Genomic DNA, 16361 nt, shown 5'->3' with positions numbered 1-16361 from the left:
AGGAAGCTATCATGCCTGTATACAACAAACTAGTCCGAGACAGAATCCCAGAAATCATCGAGAAAACTGGAAAGAAGTTCTCTACTAAAATTTTAGAAAACGATGAATACATAACTGAACTACGCAAAAAGGCCTATGAAGAACTTGATGAATATATGAACACCAATAATAAGGAAGACGCTGTCGAAGAACTTGCTGATCTTCTTGAAATTGTCCATGCTCTTGCTGAATCCCATGGTTCCTCTATTGAAGAAGTCGAAGAGTTACGTAAGAACAAAGCGGCAAAGCGGGGAGGCTTTAAGGAGAAGATTTTCTTGATTGAGGTTGAAGATGAGTAAGGTAAAATTAATTACCCATCAATTAGGAGAACATTTGCTTGAACAAATTGAATCCGCCTCGACAATCTGTATCTTGACTTCGTTTGTGATGAAGTCGGGTGTGGAATATATGAAAAACGCCTTGAAGCAAGCTGCCGACAGAGGGGCGGATATCAAGATTTGCACGGGGGATTATTTGTATATCACTCAGCCTGAAGGGTTAAACGAGCTTCTTTCAATTGATGACCGTATCCAGGTTCGACTTTGGAAAAGCAACGGTGTATCCTTTCATCCGAAGGCTTATTTGTTTCAATCAGACAAACAGGAATATTTATTTATTGGTTCATCCAATCTATCCCGATCCGCTTTAAAACATGGAGTAGAGTGGAACTTATCGGTTAGTGGGGAGGAGGAAGTTTTTGATGAAGCACTAACCCAGTTTTTGAACCTCTTTTTATCAGAACAAACCATTGGTCTTAATGCGGAAACCGCTAAACAATATGAAGAAGAATATAAAAAATATCACCACTCGAATCCCAATCTTGCGAAATCGTGGTCCGAGACGGAAGAGCTGGATTTGATGCTTAGGACGGATCCGCAGACTCGGGATTTACCAAATGAGGTACATGAAGATAGCGAAGGGTATGGGCAGATACAACCGAGGTTTGCGCAGCCTGAAGCTCTCGCGGAGTTAGAGAAAACGATAGAAGAAGAGTACAATAAAGCACTCGTGGTGATGGCCACTGGCTTGGGAAAAACGTATTTGGCGGGTTTCTTTGCTCAGAACTATCAGCGGGTTTTATTCATTGCTCACCGAGAAGAAATCTTGTATCAAGCTAGGGATTCTTTTAAAAAAATTATGCCAGAAAAAAAGTATGGTATTTATAATGGAAAGCAAAAGGAAGCGGATGCCGACTCTGTATTTGCATCTGTATACACTCTGAGTTTAAAAAAACACATCGAACGATTTCGACCTGATGAATTTGATTTAATCATCATTGATGAGTTTCATCATGCTGCGGCGAACACCTATCAACGAGTGCTCGATTATTTTACTCCAACGTTCTTGCTTGGTATTACAGCAACACCTGATCGAAACGACAATAAGGATGTTTACGCTCTCTGTGATGGGAATGTGGCGTTTCGTTTAGATTTTCTAGAAGCGATTCAGAGGAGATGGCTGGCTCCTTTTCGCTATTATGGGGTTTACGATGATACCGATTACCGCCAGATTACATGGCTTGGGAACCGCTATGATGAAGAAGAGCTGTTGCGTGCTCAATTACGAGAGGGTTTAGCAGCGAAGATCCTCAAAGCCTGGGAAGAAAGAAAACAAACACGGACGATAGGTTTCTGCTCTTCAATTAAACAATCCAATTTTCTATCCAATTATTTTAATCAACAAGGCTATCAGACCGTTAGTCTGAATTCTCAGCAGGTAGGAGTGAACAGAGCCACGGCGATTTCGCTGCTTGCTAAAGGCGAACTAGACATTATCTTTACCGTAGACCTCTTCAATGAAGGAGTCGATATTCCAGCTGTTGATACGCTCTTATTTGTTCGGCCAACAGAGTCGCTGACCGTTTTTACCCAACAAATTGGACGCGGTCTGAGACTTCATGATGACAAAGAGTATTGCACGATTATTGATCTAATCGGTAACTATCGGAATGCAGATATTAAGTTAAGTCTGTTTGATACGGAAGAGAAGAAATCGAAAAAAGACAATATCCAACCAGCCGTACCTGAACTCTGTGAGATCAACTTAGATGTGACGGTCATTGATCTGATTCAAGAAATGAACCGGAAGCGACACCCGCGTAGAGACAAGTTACACAATGACTACTTCTCTTTAAAACAGGAGTTAGGAAGAAGACCATCTTACTTGGAGTTGCATTTAAAAGGTGGTTCCGAATCTGTTCAGTATCGCCAGGAGTTCAATACTTATTTTGGATTCTTAAAATGGACCGAGGAATTAACGGAAAGAGAAGAGGAAGTATACGAACGGTATGAAGAGTGGTTTAAGGATGCTGAAAAGACAGGAATGACAAAGAGCTACAAAATGGTCGTACTCCTGGCAATGCTGGAACGAGGACCATCTGAGTGGTACAAAGCCATAACCCCGAATCAGGTAGCTCCATTCTTCCATCAGTACCTTACGGAAAAAGAATACCGCAAACGCATTGACTTCTCTGACAAATCATCAAAAAGATTGTGGGACTATGATGAAGACCGTGTCAGCAAACTCATAGCAACCATGCCGATGTCTAAATGGACAGGGTATCTCGTTGAGTTTAAGGATGGAATTTTTCGATTCACCTTTGATGTTTTACCAGAAGATGAGGAACTTGTGTTTGAGTGGACAAAACAAATTTGTGAATATCGTTTGCATGTTCATTTTGAGAGGAAGGCAAGGTAGACCCAGGAGTTTCCTGGGTTTCTTCGTTTTTACTGCTTAAAAATTAGTGTACAATTTCTCTATAAGATTAGATTTGCAAGTGTTTGAAATACTTAGTGTTAAGAATATAGTAAATTCCAATGAACCAAAACACACGGAAAGTGGTGTTCAATATGAGTTGTCCTTTTTGTAGCAATAATCTTAATATCTTAAAGGAAAATGACTTGGCATATGCCATATATGATAAATATCCTGTTAACAAAGGACATGTTCTAATTATCCCGAAAAGGCATGTCAGTAATTATTTTCAATGCAGACCTGAAGAGCGAGCGGCAATGGATTGTCTGTTGTTTGAATGTAGAGAAATGTTGCAGCATTCCTACTCCCCGGAAGGATTTAATGTCGGTATAAACTGTGGAGAGGCTGCTGGGCAAACCATTTTTCATGTACATGTCCATTTAATCCCTCGATTCAAAGGAGATATGGATGATCCGAGGGGAGGAGTAAGAGGGGTAATACCAGATAAACGTGTATATTAGAGAAAGGACCTCCTTGACAGACCTCCTTGACATAAGTAAAGGAAAGGGGGGACGAGTTATTTTTTAAACTGCACTGGCTGATAGGTAGTACCTTAGGTGGACTATAAAGGGCAAAATTACAGTTTTTTATTACACTAAATGTTCAGCAATCTCTGAACGCTTTTTGAGTATGAGGGATTATTGCATTCAGTTTTTGGTAGTCCTTATTTGTTGATTAGATTACTTATATATATAAATATAATGTAGTAGATTGGTAATTATATAGGAGTGTTAGCATAGGAGTATGGAGCTAACGTATTTTTGTTGGTCTTATCTCCAACAAGATGAATTATTGATTCTTTCCTAATACGCATTTTGAAACAAAATTAGGGGAATTTTCTTTAAAGCGCATTATTTAAGTTAAAAATATTTGTACAAAGGCTTCTATGTTGGTAAAAATTAGATACGGACAGTAATGGTTAAATGGGTAGACCAAGAACAAGTACGGTACATTTCGTTATTAGGGAAAAATTGATATATCCCTGAAACCAATCCAAATAAAAAGCATCATGCGTATTCTTAATTTCCACATTCTCTAACCCCAAACTTCTGTTGAACAACCTTCAAGACAATATACTATAGAAAGTAATATTTTCCCTTTATTATGTTTTTATTTTCTAAAGCCACAAACTTTACGAAAAAGCCTATTAAAAAAAGCGGATATTTATCCGCTTCCTGTACTTTATGATTTTCATGTTATTTTTTGACTTCTCTCCACTCGTACTCCGTAGGATACTTTCGAATCCAATAAAGATTTTGGTTATATTCTTCGTTTATTCTATGAAGTTGAACGCCCCACTGTTGACCTTGTGAATCAGTCACGACAAAAAATACTTCCGTGTGCCCATCCATTTCTTCATAGCAATCAAAATCGACATCCTCATAGCCTAATAGTTCTAAAAGTTCCGCCCCTTCATCGATCACTTCTTCATCCAACTCTTCGTCTTCTGGGTAGTACATCACGGCATCCATTTCATCCATTGGCACATCTACTCGGGATATGAAATGTCCGATTCGATTGGAAATCCTCCATCCTTTGTTGATCCATCCTCCGCTTTCATCACGCAGTGTATAAACAAAATGATTAGGATTTTCTTCTAGGTGTTTACGTACCGCATGATGGTCATCCCAAAGAAAATCATGGTGTGTATCGTCTTTCCCTGTTACTATCCCATCGGGTCTTACCCAATCCCCTTTTTCAAAAAATGCATTCAATTCGTTTTCCCGAGTTTGTTCGCTCATTTCATATCCTCCTTAACGGAATGAATCTGTATTTTTTCATTCCACAATTATTTAATCTTTCTCTTCTGGGTCGGGCACTTCATCTTGTTCTGGAATTACCGGGGGACTGACTCCATTTTTGGTATATAATCTTTCGGGTTACTTTGAAAATTAAATCGACTGTAATTTTGTGTACGTACGACTTAACGTATACCGATCTCCTATTTCGTTAAGGTAGGCTTGGTTGTCTTTGATAATGATTTCCCAGACATCCCTCATGTCTTCCCCTTCACAGGTGATTTTTCCATTGTTTAACCTTCCGCCATTTTGAATCAATAAAACCATTTTTTCCATCAACCCGTTATCTTTCCATTCTACGTCAACTACCAAGCAACTCTTCGTTAAGCTGATTACTTCATCTTTGTTTTTAAATTCCTTATGGATTAGTTCTTTTAGTTCCTCGAGGACTGGCCCCTTTATTATTCGGGATCACTCAAAAAACAACGACAAAGAAAAGAGGATAAGTTGAATGAAGCTAAAAAGAGTGTTTATATGTTCATTTGGGGTTGATCTCTGTACTGCACAGGGGTCATCCAATTAGTCTATAGTATAAAGCCTCAGTGGAACGATCTGTAAAACATATTCCTCGGGGCGTAAACGCACTAATATCAAATAGGTAAGTACTAAATCTAGACTATCAAGGGTAAAATTTCAGCTTTTTATTACACTAAGCGTTCAGAAATCTATGAACGTTTTTTTGTATTTGAGTATTGAGAATATAGTACTTCCAGTTATTAGTAGTCCGTAAGTGTTGATCAGACTACTTATATATATTAATATAATGTAATAGATTGGTAATTATATAGGAGTGTTAGCATAGGAGTAAGGAGCTAACGTATTTTTGTTGCTCTCAGCTCTACCAAGGTGAATGATTGATTCCATTCCTAATGCGCATTTGGAAACTAAAATTAGGGGACTTTTCATGAAAGCGCATTATTTATTTTTAACAACAAGGAATAAGTATTATTACAAAGGCTTCTATGTCCGTAAAAATTAGATACGGAACAGGTATAAATATAGGATTAAATGAAAGTATCAGCTGCACACCATCAAGCGATAAATGGGTTAGGATCTAATACTCGGCATAGTCCGGATATACTCACTTGGGGTTCTGACCCAACACATTTTCCAAACCGGTAAGACCTAATATTAATTTTCATTTTATAGAAAATAGATGAGGTGTATAGAATGACTTTAGTTACCACCAAAACGAGTCCATGGAAGTTTTCTCCGATTCCAAACATCGAAGAATCCAATTTTAATAAGATTTTAGAGCGCTTCTATGGGTTAGGCGTACAAGGTTTAACCAAAGAAAACCTTCAAAACTCATTGGATGGCCGGTTACCTAATAGCACGGATCCTGTGATTGTGAAAATAAATACCGGATCAATTAATCGTCAGGACATTCCTGGCATTAATCATGTAATTGATCGGATTAAGTGTCTCGAAGGCAGAAATAGTTACACTAAGGAAACCATTGAGCATATGGTCAAAAGGGTTGATCAGGAAGAAGTGCGGTACATTTCGTTTGAAGATATCAATACGAAAGGATTGACCGGTGCCAAAAATGGCCAAAGTCATTCTAAGAAGGACACTTGGGGAATCTATGCTTATAACAAAGGTGTCCATTTTGAGGAAAGTGACTCAACGATAGAAACATCACGCGGAGGGTCTCATGGTGTTGGTAAAATCGCATCTAACGCTGCATCTGATCTTCATATGATGTATTTTGCTAACTGTGACGAGCACGGTGACCAGCATCTAGGAGGGACAGTGCAGTTAATTGAACACTTGTATGAGGACCAATGCTACCGTTCAACAGGTTATTTTGCTGATTTAAAGAATGATGATACTACACCAAAGTTTTATCCTTATGAAAATGAATTCCACCCTGTTTTTGAAAAGAAAACAAGAGGTTTAAAGATTATCATTCCGTATTTGCGTTCAGAATTTGATAGCGAAGAAGAAATTATTAAAACGGTATGTGATAGTTTCTTCATTTCTATTCTAGATCGTCGATTGGAAGTTCATATTAATGATCATGTCATTACAGCAGACACCATTGAAAACTATCTAAATAGTGGTCACTACTATAATCAAGAAGTTTCCGAAATGAAAAAGGTTTTTACACCCCTTTATGTTAAAACATATAAAAACGAACGACCAAGAGACATTGTCGTGTCAAATGGTGAAAAAGACTATCAATTTAAGCTTTATTTCAAATATGATGAAGCGATCGTTAAAGGACGGGTGGCGATCGTTCGCACCATTGGGATGAAAATTGAAGATTTTGCGGTGAAATCAAATGCGACCAAACCATTTAATGCAGTTTTAATCGGCGGGTTAGATGAAGATGGCTATTTAAAATCATTAGAAAATGAATCGCATACGAAGATTTCAGCTGAGGATATTAAAGATCCGATTCTAAAACGTCATGCTACTCGATTCATCAATAATCTCTCCAAGGAAATTGCTAAGATCATTGATGAGGAAATGAAGAGGAATAACCCAACAGATGGTGTAATGGATACAAAAGACCTTTTATATATTATTGAAACTGAATTCAAGCAAGATTTATCTAATGCGTATGGTGCGGTGAAGATTAACCAAGGCAAAGAAGTGGTGAAAACAACGGATGTCACAACCAAAAAGAATACAAAGAAAAAAGGTGACAAAAAAGGGAGCGTCAAGGCACAAAATACTGGAGTTAAACGGACACGCCGAAATAATCCAACTGGCACTGCCGATGAATTACAAGAATCAGGGGCGGAAATCTACAGTGTTAGTCCTAATCTAGTTGAACGTTTAATTTTAAAAAACCATGAATTTATTCAATTCAACTTTAAAGAGATTCCAGAAATGAAAAACACAACTTCTTGTAATCTATCCTTTAACCTGATTGATGGAATGGGAGAAGAATATAAGGATGAGTTTAAATTAAAGGAAAATTATTCAGCCGTCATTGACCAACATTCAGGTTCAAGCTGTGTGATTGAAAATGAATCGATTAAAGATGTTTCCATTAGAGATGGAATTGTAAAATTGAAACTAGACTTAAAACCCAATTATAATCGCGCTCTAAAATTTGTTTACTACGTAGAGGTGTAACATGATCTATAAAAAAGATGCCAATTTTCCTTATCCTGTTTTAACAAATACATCCACAAGTTATGAAGACCCTTCTTTTTTGCTGGATGTCTCTCTAGAGGAAAACACGAATGATTATCGGTTTATCGTCAATTACGAGGTGAGTTCTCCATTTATAAAAAAACTTATTTCAACTGGTGATGGGCAAGCGATTTTAATTATCCAGTCAAAGGATAATAAGTTTTATAAACTAGATCCAAACCAAAATGCTGTTTCAGTGCCTAAGAAAAGAGTTTCATTAAGTAAAAGAACCTCCATTCAACTGCATATTCAATCAAACAAAGAAATAAACTTTCGTGACAATGATGATTTGACTAGTTTTTATGGTGCGTTCAAAGATGAAATAACTGTTCCGAATCATGCATTATTAGGCTACTCAAACATCGTTGTTTTTGAGGGTAGTATTCAAAATCCATTAGTCCTGTTTGAAAAAAAATTAGATGAACAATTGACATCTGATATCCGAATCGAACTTGGTGTGGAAACGATCATTATTCATTATCGAAAAGAAGATTACCAATTTACCGGAATACGTTCAAGTCAGGCATTCAATAATCCATATATTTATGCTGGCCTTCGTACCGCGTTGCAACGGTTTATTCATGAATATAGTGAGCAGGGGGAGGACTATGTTGATTTATCCCAAATCACACAACCCGAGAACTTACTAGATTTTAAGCTATATCAATTAATGACTAAGAAGATGGTTCAAGAAGTCTCGGTTGATAACATTGATGAAGTCATCTCTTTAATTTCGGATAAGATAATTGAAAAATATGCTGGAGCAGTTAAGGAGCTTATTAATAATGGAAATTAGATTATTAAAAAAAGGCTATAAAAACAATGAGCAATTTTATCAGGATTTCTTAGAAGATAAGATTAATAGTAATGAAGATTATTTTTCGAATGATATCGTTACGATTGCGGATGCACCGGATTTTCCTATCTACATGGGACGGGGTTCTGAAGATGAGAAAAGGCTAGGATTTCAACAGGCTTTTGAAGTGATCGCTACTTCTTATATCCAAACAGATCGGGATCTTCATTTAGAAGAGATCTTTTGGCACTCTTTACTGGTCACGAAAAAGCGTGAATATATCCTTGAAAATTACCCTGTCGTGAAAACTGACATAAAACAATTTGAAAACATTGTGATTAAGAAGTTTGACTGGGAGAATTATATTTATAAATGTGTTCTTGCGGCAGAATATATTGAGGATTTAATTGAAGATGCTGATAAGAAAGATTACTATTACAATTTGGTCTTGGAAAATCTAGATATCTATAATTATATTATTAAATATGCTATTTTCCGTAATGCTGAGTTTTTAGTGAATATTTTAACCATTATAGAAGAGTTACAAATCTCCAATGTTATGAAGGAAAAGATCAAGGACCGTCCTGATTTAGGGAAAGACGAGCGTTACGGCAGACGGGTTATCTTTGAATTGAACAAAAAATATCCAGTCGTTATGTCACCGTTGTTAGATGTTGAATCTTTGAAGCAGGAAGTTTTACAAGCGTTAAATTTATATTATGATGAATTGAATTTAAACCATCGAGTTCCCGTTTAAAATGAATCAAAGGGTTAACATAAAAAAGCAGAGTGTCTAAATCAGGTTGATGGGCATTGTGCTTTTTCTTTTTGTACAAAACATGAACTTACTTTATTAAGAAGCCCTTCCTTTCTCCATGACTAAATCAGAATATAGTAGTATAACCCCAAATTATGGTACGGCGAACACCTATCAAAGGGTCCTCGATTATTTTAATCCAAACCTTCTTGCTTGGTTGTACCATTTGATTTAATCGGTATTTGATACGGCTGAAAAGAAATCAAAGAAAGATAATATCCAACCAGCTGTACCTGAATTATGTGAGGTAAACTTAGATGTGACGGTCATAGATCTCATTCAAGAAATGAGCCGGAAGCGACACCCGCGTAAAGACAAGTTACACAATGACTACTTTTCCTTAAAACAGGAGTTAGGAAGAAGACCAACATACTTGGAATTGCATATAAAAGGTGGTTCTGAATCCATTCAGTATCGGCAGGATTTTAATACCTATTTTGGATTTTTAAAATGGGCAGAGGATTTAAAGGAAATAGAGCAAGAAGTGTATAGCCTTTATGAGGAATGGTTTAAAGATGCTGAAAAGACGGGAATGGCAAAGAGCTATTAAATGGTCGTGCTCCTGCGATGCTGGAACGAGGACCATCTGAGTGGTGCAAATCCATTATCCCAAATCAAGTAGCCCCGTTCTTTCACCAGTACCTTATTGTAAAAGAGTACCGAAAACAAATAGGCTTTTCAGATAAATCTTCAAAGAGATTGTGGGACTATGATGAAGAGCGCGTCAGCAAACTCATTGCCACAATGCCAATGTCAAAATGGACAGGCGACCTTGTTGAGTTTAAGGATGGAAACTTCCGATTCACATTTGACGTCCTGCCAGAAGACGAAGAGCTTGTGATTGAGTGGACAAAACAAATATGCGAATATCGGTTGCATGTACATTTTGAGCGGAATGCAAAGTAGACCCAGTATTTTCTGGGTCTGCTTTGCATTGAAAACCACAATTTCTTGTTACTTTTATTTACTTCCTCTTTAACACTCCCTTTTTCACCAAGTTAACAAGCGTCCCTTTATTCTTGTATCTCTGATGGGCGATTAACCGATTTAAATCCTTGATCGTAAGTTTGGTTGGATCAATAGCCAGTTCGAATTCATTTTTCACCTTTTCGATTAGCGATAGAGCATACTCGATTTGTTTCGGTGTTAATTTGTAATTTTCGTTTGATTCTTCCTTCGGTGGTAGTGCTTGTTCTGTAGTAACAGTAGCTTGCATGGTCGCCGTATGTTCTTTTAATTTGGCATCGACTAAAGCTTCTATTTCGGATTGACTGATGGTTTTGGTTTCTGTTTTAGGTTGATTCGAGTTGGAATTAAACAATTTATCTATTAACCCTTTAAGCACAATTTTCACTTCACTTTCCGAGAGGGTAAAGAATCTCCAAGATTATCTATTATCCTATTATTAAAATATTATATTGGAAAATACAAGACATTTTGGTTGCTTTTCTCTTTTTTGTAGGATTTTCATACTGAAAAATGCAAGTGGGTGGATGTTCAAATTACTATTAGTCCAATTGACGTAGGTAGTAGGTTTCCCAATATTGTATAATTATGGGGAAAACACCCTATTTTTGTAGTATAATATAGGAAAATGTATGTTGGGGCGTTGATTATGGCCATTACGATTCCAGAAACGATACGAAGCTCTGCCACAGCGGGTGAGAGGCTTTTGTTTCGTACTCTTAAAATCTATTTACCAGATGATTATATCGTCTACTATGAACCTGAGATTCTCGGGAAAAGGCCTGATTTTGTCATTATTGGACCGGAATTAGGGATTGTTGTTTTAGAAGTAAAAGATTACACCAAAAATACCTTGCTACAGGTGAATCATGAAGAATGGCATATTGTCGCTTCAAATGGGGAGCAGTCTGTTCAAAAAAGCCCATTAAAGCAAGCACGGGATAATATGTTTCATGTTGTCGATGTCTTGAAGAAGGATAAAAACCTTGTTCAGTTAGATGGAAAGTATAAATTTCAGCTAAAATTTCCTTATGGACATGGAGCGGTGTTTACTCGCCTTTACACAAAGGATTTTGTCCAAGAGGGACTGTATTCCGTAATTGAACCAGAGTTTTGTTTAACAAGAGATGAAATCGATCCTGATAAGGAAGGCTTTTCTGAGGAAATGTTGATGGAAAAGATTTTGAACATGTTTGTTGTTCCTTATCGATTACGTGAACCTTTAACAATAGAGGATATCAATGCGGTCCGATATCATCTGTTCCCTGAGGTACGGATTAGTGCCGAATTTAAGCCGCCAGTCCCTTATCAAGACCAGCTCCTGCTTTCATTGCATGATATTAAAACAATGGATCTCCATCAGGAAAACCTGGCCAAGCAGATTGGCGACAAAAACCGGTTAATTCGTGGAGTGGCAGGAAGTGGAAAGACGATTATTTTGGCAAGTCGAGCGAAAATGTTAGCCAAGCAAAATCCAGATTGGAAGATTCTTATCCTTTGCTATAACATCTCTCTAGCCAATGCGATTCAACAAATGATTCTACATATGATGAATGAACCAGAGGACTTATTTGATTTTGACTTTTCTTCGACGATTCCGGAAAATGCAGTGAATAACCAAAATATTGTTGTTCGGAATTTTCACTCTTGGCTAAAGAATGATTTGAAAATCCATGAACGCCAAATTCCGTCGCTTTTGGAAAAGTTAAAGAATAAAGAAGCGATTTTACCTACTTATGATGCGATTCTGATCGATGAGGGCCAAGATTTCGATCCGGACTGGTTGAATCTTGTTAGTTCGCTATTAAATGAAAAGACGCAATCATTGTTGCTAGTGGAAGATCGTGCCCAGAGCATTTATAAACGAAAACGCTCTCTTGCGCAAGACACAGGTCTGAGTTTTCAAGGGAGATCCAAGGTTCTTTCGATTAATTATCGAAATACCCAGCAAATTGTTAAGTTTGCTTGGGACTTTTACCGTCAGCACTCGATGTTTAAAAAGAAAGTGGTCAAGCGAGATTTAGAAGGGGAGATTATTGCCCCGCAAAGTACCAAACGGAAAGGCCCAGAGGCTGGAATTATTAAAGCCAAGCACTTTCCTGAAGAAATGCAGCTAGTGGTACGGATGATTAAAAATCTCCACCAACAGAGGAATGTCCCGCTTCATGAGATACTAATTCTTTATAGGGTGAAGAAAACGTTTAAGCATCCGTATATTGATACGATTAAACGTTCTCTAGGGGATGCGGGTTTGCCTTATTATTGGATTACAGAGAATGACACATCGAAACGTTCTTTTGAAAAAGAAGACAATAGGGTGAAAATTAGTACCATCGACAGCAGCAAAGGGTTAGACTTTCAAGCTGTATTTATTGTCAATGTCGATTCCATGCCCTTCCCACTAGAGGAGGATAAGGAAAGAGAAGTATCTCTCCTTTACATTGGCATGACTAGGGCGAAGGAATATCTTTGTCTGTCTTATTCTGGGGAGTCGGAGTTTACTCAGTATTTAGATTCTGTTAAAGAAGAAAAGCTAAAGAGTAAACAAGGGATTAAAGCAACGATTCAATAAATGATAATAGTCCTTGAAAAAGGGCTTTTATTTTTAGCTAGTATATAACAACATAATGGATTAGGTAAGATTAGTAATTAGATGAATGTGAACCTATCGTAAATGAGGCGTTTTCACCTGATGGACACAAAATTGGCTGTAACTGTGGAGAGGTGGATGGGTAAATGCTTGAGGATTCTAGAAGAAAGGTAAAAGGCACCATAACTATAAGGGTGACTTTTAAAGTGAGAAATTAAGAACGCGTTTTTTGTTTTATAAGAGATAGTTGAAGGGGTGAAATGATGCTAACAGAAGGAATTTACGAAGAAATAATAAACGAAAAATTAAAATATGAACTTGGTAACTTAGATATTGATACATATGAAATTGGCAAGGAAACGATGGACCCGGAGGAAGCGAGGAAGATACTAGCCTCCTACATATCATCTGTTACGAGACGTGCACTGAAGCTTGTTCGAGAAGGAGAATCTGATGACCAAGCATTATTGAAGCAAGTTCAAACATGTAATGAAATCATAAATCTTCTTAGCACACATCTGGATGAGGAAGAGTTCAAATCAATGAGGATTGACGAGAATGGGGAAGTGCTCACGTCGATCTACTCGAAATTGAATTCCACAAAAGGGATTCGGAAAAGTGAAGTGATTAGACCTGTTACCCCTATCTCTCAAAGCTCCCTGTTTACAGGGTCAAGCTATGAACCTAATATGCTAGGGGAACTTAAAAAGGAAATCCTTACCGCTGACAGCATTGACATGCTTGTTTCTTTTATCAAATGGAGTGGTCTGCGATGCATTATAGAGGAACTAGAAACATTTACTAGCAGACCTAATAAAAAGTTACGGGTCATTACTACTTCGTATATGGAAGCCACAGACTATAAGGCAATTATTGAATTAAGCAAGCTGCCAAATACTGAAATTAAAGTTTCTTATGATGTTGATCGAACTAGGCTTCACGCGAAGGCATATTTATTTAAAAGAGAAACAGGCTTTAGTACAGCTTATATTGGATCTTCCAATCTATCCAATCCGGCATTAACCTCTGGACTAGAATGGAATATCAAAGTGACAGAAAAGGACTCTTTTGACATTGTTAAAAAGTTTGAAGCAACATTTGAAAGCTATTGGAATGACAATGAGTTTACAATGTTTAGTGAAAAGAATGAAAAAGATAAAGAGCGTTTAAGGCAAGCTCTTTCACAGAGTAAAGCAAAGTCTGAATCGAATTTACCGTACTTGTTTGATATTCAGCCATATTATTATCAAAAAGAAATTCTTGAAAAGCTACAGGTAGAGCGCAAGGTATTTAACAGAAGTAAAAACCTTTTAGTTGCCGCTACAGGTGTTGGGAAAACTGTTATATCTGCATTTGACTATAAACGGTTTAAAGCGGCTAATAAACATTCAGCAAAGCTATTATTTGTTGCCCATCGAGAGGAAATATTAAAGCAAAGCTTGGATACCTTTCGTGTTATTCTTAAGGATGCGAACTTTGGGGACCTTTTAGTTGGGAACCATCAACCAGCTTCATTGAATCATCTTTTTGTCAGCATCCAAAGTTTTAATAGTAAAGAGCTAGATAAATATACGTCAATTGACCATTATGATTTTATTATTGTAGATGAATTTCACCACGCTGCGGCAGGTTCCTATCAAAAATTATTAAGTCACTATGAACCAAGTATTTTACTGGGATTAACAGCGACTCCTGAGCGGATGGATGGAAAGGATATTTTATCTTATTTCGATCATACGATTTCAGCAGAAATGAGGTTGACTGAAGCCATCAACCGTAAGCTTTTAAGTCCTTTTCAGTATTTCTGTGTTTCTGACACCGTTGACCTTTCAAAACTCAAATGGAGCCGAAAAGGATACGATATTAGGGAATTAGAAAATGTTTATACAACGAGTAAGATTCGAAGCAATCAAATAGTTAGAAGTCTGTACAAATATGTAACGGATATTGATGAAGTAAAGGGACTAGGTTTCTGTGTGTCCATTGAACATGCAAAGTACATGGCTAATTTTTTTAATCAAGTCGGAATTCCTTCTATCGCTTTATATAGCAATGTCGATGAGGAAGTAAGAAGGAATGCCCAGACACAACTTGGTGCTGGTGAAATAAAGTTTATTTTTGTTGTCGACTTGTACAATGAGGGAATTGATATTCCAGAGGTAAACACTATACTGTTCCTTAGACCCACTGAAAGTTTAACAGTTTTCCTCCAACAGTTAGGGAGAGGTCTGCGATTAGCGGACGGAAAAGAATGTTTAACGGTGCTCGACTTTGTTGGACAAGCACATAAAAATTACAGCTTTGAAGAAAAGTTTCGTGCGCTGATGGGGAAAACAAAACACTCTGTTCAATATTACGTAGAAAATGGGTTTTCAAACTTGCCAAAGGGTAGTTTTATCCAATTAGAAAAACAGGCAAAGGACTACATCCTTAGAAATATAAAAGCTAGTAGTCATACCCGTGGAAACCTTGTTGCCAAAATGAAGCACTTTGAGCAGGACACGGGACTTGCGTTAACTCTAGTGAACTTTTTAACCCATTATCATCTCTCTTTGTATGATTTTTATGGGAAAAACCGAAATAGAAGCTTTACGAGAATGAAGGTAGAAGCAGGAGTGGCAGAGGACTTTGACTGGGACCTAGAAGACTTTGTCACGAGTCGATTACAAAATTTGTTTTTCCTTAATTCTAGTACACAAATTCGCTTTTTAATTCGATATATTGAGGAAAGGAAGATATCAAGCGAAGAGGAAAAGCTAATCATAAATATGCTTTATTACTCTTTTTATCGTGCTTTTCCGAAGAAAGAAGGCTTAACTTCAGTTGAAGAAGGCATAAGTAGGGTCTTAGCAGATTCAAGGTTTAAAAGAGAATTTCTTGAGATCCTTGAATTCAACTACAATTCGTTAGAAACAATGGAAATTCCAAATGATTTTCCATACCAGAGTCCTCTACGTGTTCATTGTAATTATTCAACTACCCAAGTTTTAGCTGCTCTCGGTTACTACAATGAAGAGAAGTCCCCTGCTTTCCGTGAAGGAGTTAAATACTTTCAGGAAAAGAACCTAGATATTTTCTTTATCACATTAAATAAATCAGAAAAGGACTTTTCTCCTTCGACCTTATATGAGGATTATGCAATTAATGATCGGTTATTTCATTGGCAAACACAAAGTAAGGTATCGGAAAATAGCCCAACTGGACAAAGGTACATTCATCATAAAAGGCAAAAACATCAGATTGCATTGTTTGTTAGGGAATACAAACAAGAGAACGGTCACACAGCACCTTTTGTTTTCCTAGGAACCGCGGATTACGTTAAACATTCGGGTGAGAAGCCGATGAGTTTTATTTGGAAATTGAGAGAGGCAATGCCGTCTTATTTGGTACCCAGAGCGAATAAAAGTATACTTTAAACTTGCTATGTATAAGCATATGCATGGTAAGCCC

General features: G+C 37.2%; 13 protein-coding genes. 10 read left to right on the top strand and 3 right to left on the bottom strand.

Features of this window, described 5'->3' with window-relative positions:
* Nucleotides 1-11: 11 nt before the first annotated feature.
* The 3 genes from BMX30_RS12160 to BMX30_RS12150 all read left to right on the top strand — a co-directional run bounded on the left by BMX30_RS12160 (nt 12) and on the right by BMX30_RS12150 (nt 3254).
* Nucleotides 12-338, top strand: coding sequence for a nucleoside triphosphate pyrophosphohydrolase (locus BMX30_RS12160; protein WP_090745759.1), 327 nt, complete (start codon nt 12-14; stop codon nt 336-338).
* Nucleotides 331-2736 (top strand): DEAD/DEAH box helicase family protein, encoded by a 2406-nt coding sequence (locus BMX30_RS12155; RefSeq protein ID WP_090745756.1) that lies wholly within the window; start codon nt 331-333, stop codon nt 2734-2736. The genes BMX30_RS12160 and BMX30_RS12155 overlap by 8 nt, the downstream gene beginning before the upstream one ends.
* Before the next feature lie 119 nt (nt 2737-2855).
* Entirely contained in the window at nt 2856-3254 is a 399-nt protein-coding gene (locus BMX30_RS12150; protein ID WP_090745752.1) for an HIT family protein, read from the top strand.
* A gap of 735 nt (nt 3255-3989) precedes the next feature.
* Here the strand turns inward: BMX30_RS12150 and BMX30_RS12145 are convergent.
* Nucleotides 3990-4535 carry a hypothetical protein gene (locus BMX30_RS12145; protein ID WP_090745749.1) on the bottom strand — a complete coding sequence of 182 codons (546 nt, stop codon included), beginning with the start codon at nt 4533-4535 and terminating at the stop codon, nt 3990-3992.
* Between the two features lie 150 nt (nt 4536-4685).
* On the bottom strand, nt 4686-4868 hold the full coding sequence (locus tag BMX30_RS12140) for a hypothetical protein (protein WP_211482067.1): 183 nt from the start codon (nt 4866-4868) through the stop codon (nt 4686-4688).
* 894 nt (nt 4869-5762) lie between these two features.
* Between BMX30_RS12140 and BMX30_RS12135 the strand changes: the two genes are divergently transcribed.
* From BMX30_RS12135 to BMX30_RS12115, 5 genes are all read left to right on the top strand, one after another.
* Entirely contained in the window at nt 5763-7682 is a 1920-nt protein-coding gene (locus tag BMX30_RS12135; RefSeq protein WP_090745742.1) for a hypothetical protein, read from the top strand.
* Nucleotide 7683: 1 nt separating this feature from the next.
* Nucleotides 7684-8538 (top strand): hypothetical protein, encoded by an 855-nt coding sequence (locus tag BMX30_RS12130; RefSeq protein WP_090745739.1) that lies wholly within the window; start codon nt 7684-7686, stop codon nt 8536-8538.
* Entirely contained in the window at nt 8528-9295 is a 768-nt protein-coding gene (locus tag BMX30_RS12125; protein WP_090745736.1) for a hypothetical protein, read from the top strand. The genes BMX30_RS12130 and BMX30_RS12125 overlap by 11 nt, the downstream gene beginning before the upstream one ends.
* A 319-nt stretch (nt 9296-9614) precedes the next feature.
* Complete coding sequence (locus BMX30_RS12120; RefSeq protein WP_090745733.1) at nt 9615-9905, top strand: hypothetical protein; 291 nt, start codon at nt 9615-9617, stop codon at nt 9903-9905.
* A gap of 17 nt (nt 9906-9922) precedes the next feature.
* On the top strand, nt 9923-10261 hold the full coding sequence (locus BMX30_RS12115; protein ID WP_090745730.1) for a hypothetical protein: 339 nt from the start codon (nt 9923-9925) through the stop codon (nt 10259-10261).
* Between the two features lie 58 nt (nt 10262-10319).
* Here BMX30_RS12115 and BMX30_RS12110 read toward each other — a convergent pair whose 3' ends face one another.
* A complete protein-coding gene (locus BMX30_RS12110; RefSeq protein ID WP_244532585.1) occupies nt 10320-10709 on the bottom strand; it encodes an ABC transporter ATP-binding protein in 390 nt (129 codons plus the stop codon).
* A 261-nt stretch (nt 10710-10970) separates the two neighbouring features.
* On the opposite strand from BMX30_RS12110, the gene BMX30_RS12105 reads away from it, so the two are divergent.
* The gene (locus tag BMX30_RS12105; RefSeq protein ID WP_090745727.1) at nt 10971-12893 is read left to right on the top strand and encodes a 3'-5' exonuclease; all 1923 of its coding nucleotides are present in this window, start codon (nt 10971-10973) and stop codon (nt 12891-12893) included.
* A gap of 281 nt (nt 12894-13174) precedes the next feature.
* Complete coding sequence (locus BMX30_RS12100; protein ID WP_090745724.1) at nt 13175-16327, top strand: DEAD/DEAH box helicase; 3153 nt, start codon at nt 13175-13177, stop codon at nt 16325-16327.
* The last annotated feature ends 34 nt before the right edge of the window (nt 16328-16361 follow it).

It is taken from the genome of Mesobacillus persicus, assembly GCF_900109925.1.
In the GTDB taxonomy this organism is placed as follows: domain Bacteria; phylum Bacillota; class Bacilli; order Bacillales; family Cytobacillaceae; genus Mesobacillus_B; species Mesobacillus_B persicus.
This window is presented reverse-complemented; position numbering and strand designations above follow the sequence as displayed.

Excerpts from the sequence above, each read along its gene's own strand:
- BMX30_RS12160 (WP_090745759.1), top strand. The coding sequence starts at position 12 with ATGCCTGTATACAACAAACTAGTCCGAGACAGAATCCCAGAAATCATC.
- BMX30_RS12155 (WP_090745756.1), top strand. The coding sequence starts at position 331 with ATGAGTAAGGTAAAATTAATTACCCATCAATTAGGAGAACATTTGCTT.
- BMX30_RS12150 (WP_090745752.1), top strand. The coding sequence starts at position 2,856 with ATGAACCAAAACACACGGAAAGTGGTGTTCAATATGAGTTGTCCTTTT.
- BMX30_RS12145 (WP_090745749.1), bottom strand. The coding sequence starts at position 4,535 with ATGAGCGAACAAACTCGGGAAAACGAATTGAATGCATTTTTTGAAAAA.
- BMX30_RS12140 (WP_211482067.1), bottom strand. The coding sequence starts at position 4,868 with ATGGAAAAAATGGTTTTATTGATTCAAAATGGCGGAAGGTTAAACAAT.
- BMX30_RS12135 (WP_090745742.1), top strand. The coding sequence starts at position 5,763 with ATGACTTTAGTTACCACCAAAACGAGTCCATGGAAGTTTTCTCCGATT.
- BMX30_RS12130 (WP_090745739.1), top strand. The coding sequence starts at position 7,684 with ATGATCTATAAAAAAGATGCCAATTTTCCTTATCCTGTTTTAACAAAT.
- BMX30_RS12125 (WP_090745736.1), top strand. The coding sequence starts at position 8,528 with ATGGAAATTAGATTATTAAAAAAAGGCTATAAAAACAATGAGCAATTT.
- BMX30_RS12115 (WP_090745730.1), top strand. The coding sequence starts at position 9,923 with ATGCTGGAACGAGGACCATCTGAGTGGTGCAAATCCATTATCCCAAAT.
- BMX30_RS12105 (WP_090745727.1), top strand. The coding sequence starts at position 10,971 with ATGGCCATTACGATTCCAGAAACGATACGAAGCTCTGCCACAGCGGGT.
- BMX30_RS12100 (WP_090745724.1), top strand. The coding sequence starts at position 13,175 with ATGCTAACAGAAGGAATTTACGAAGAAATAATAAACGAAAAATTAAAA.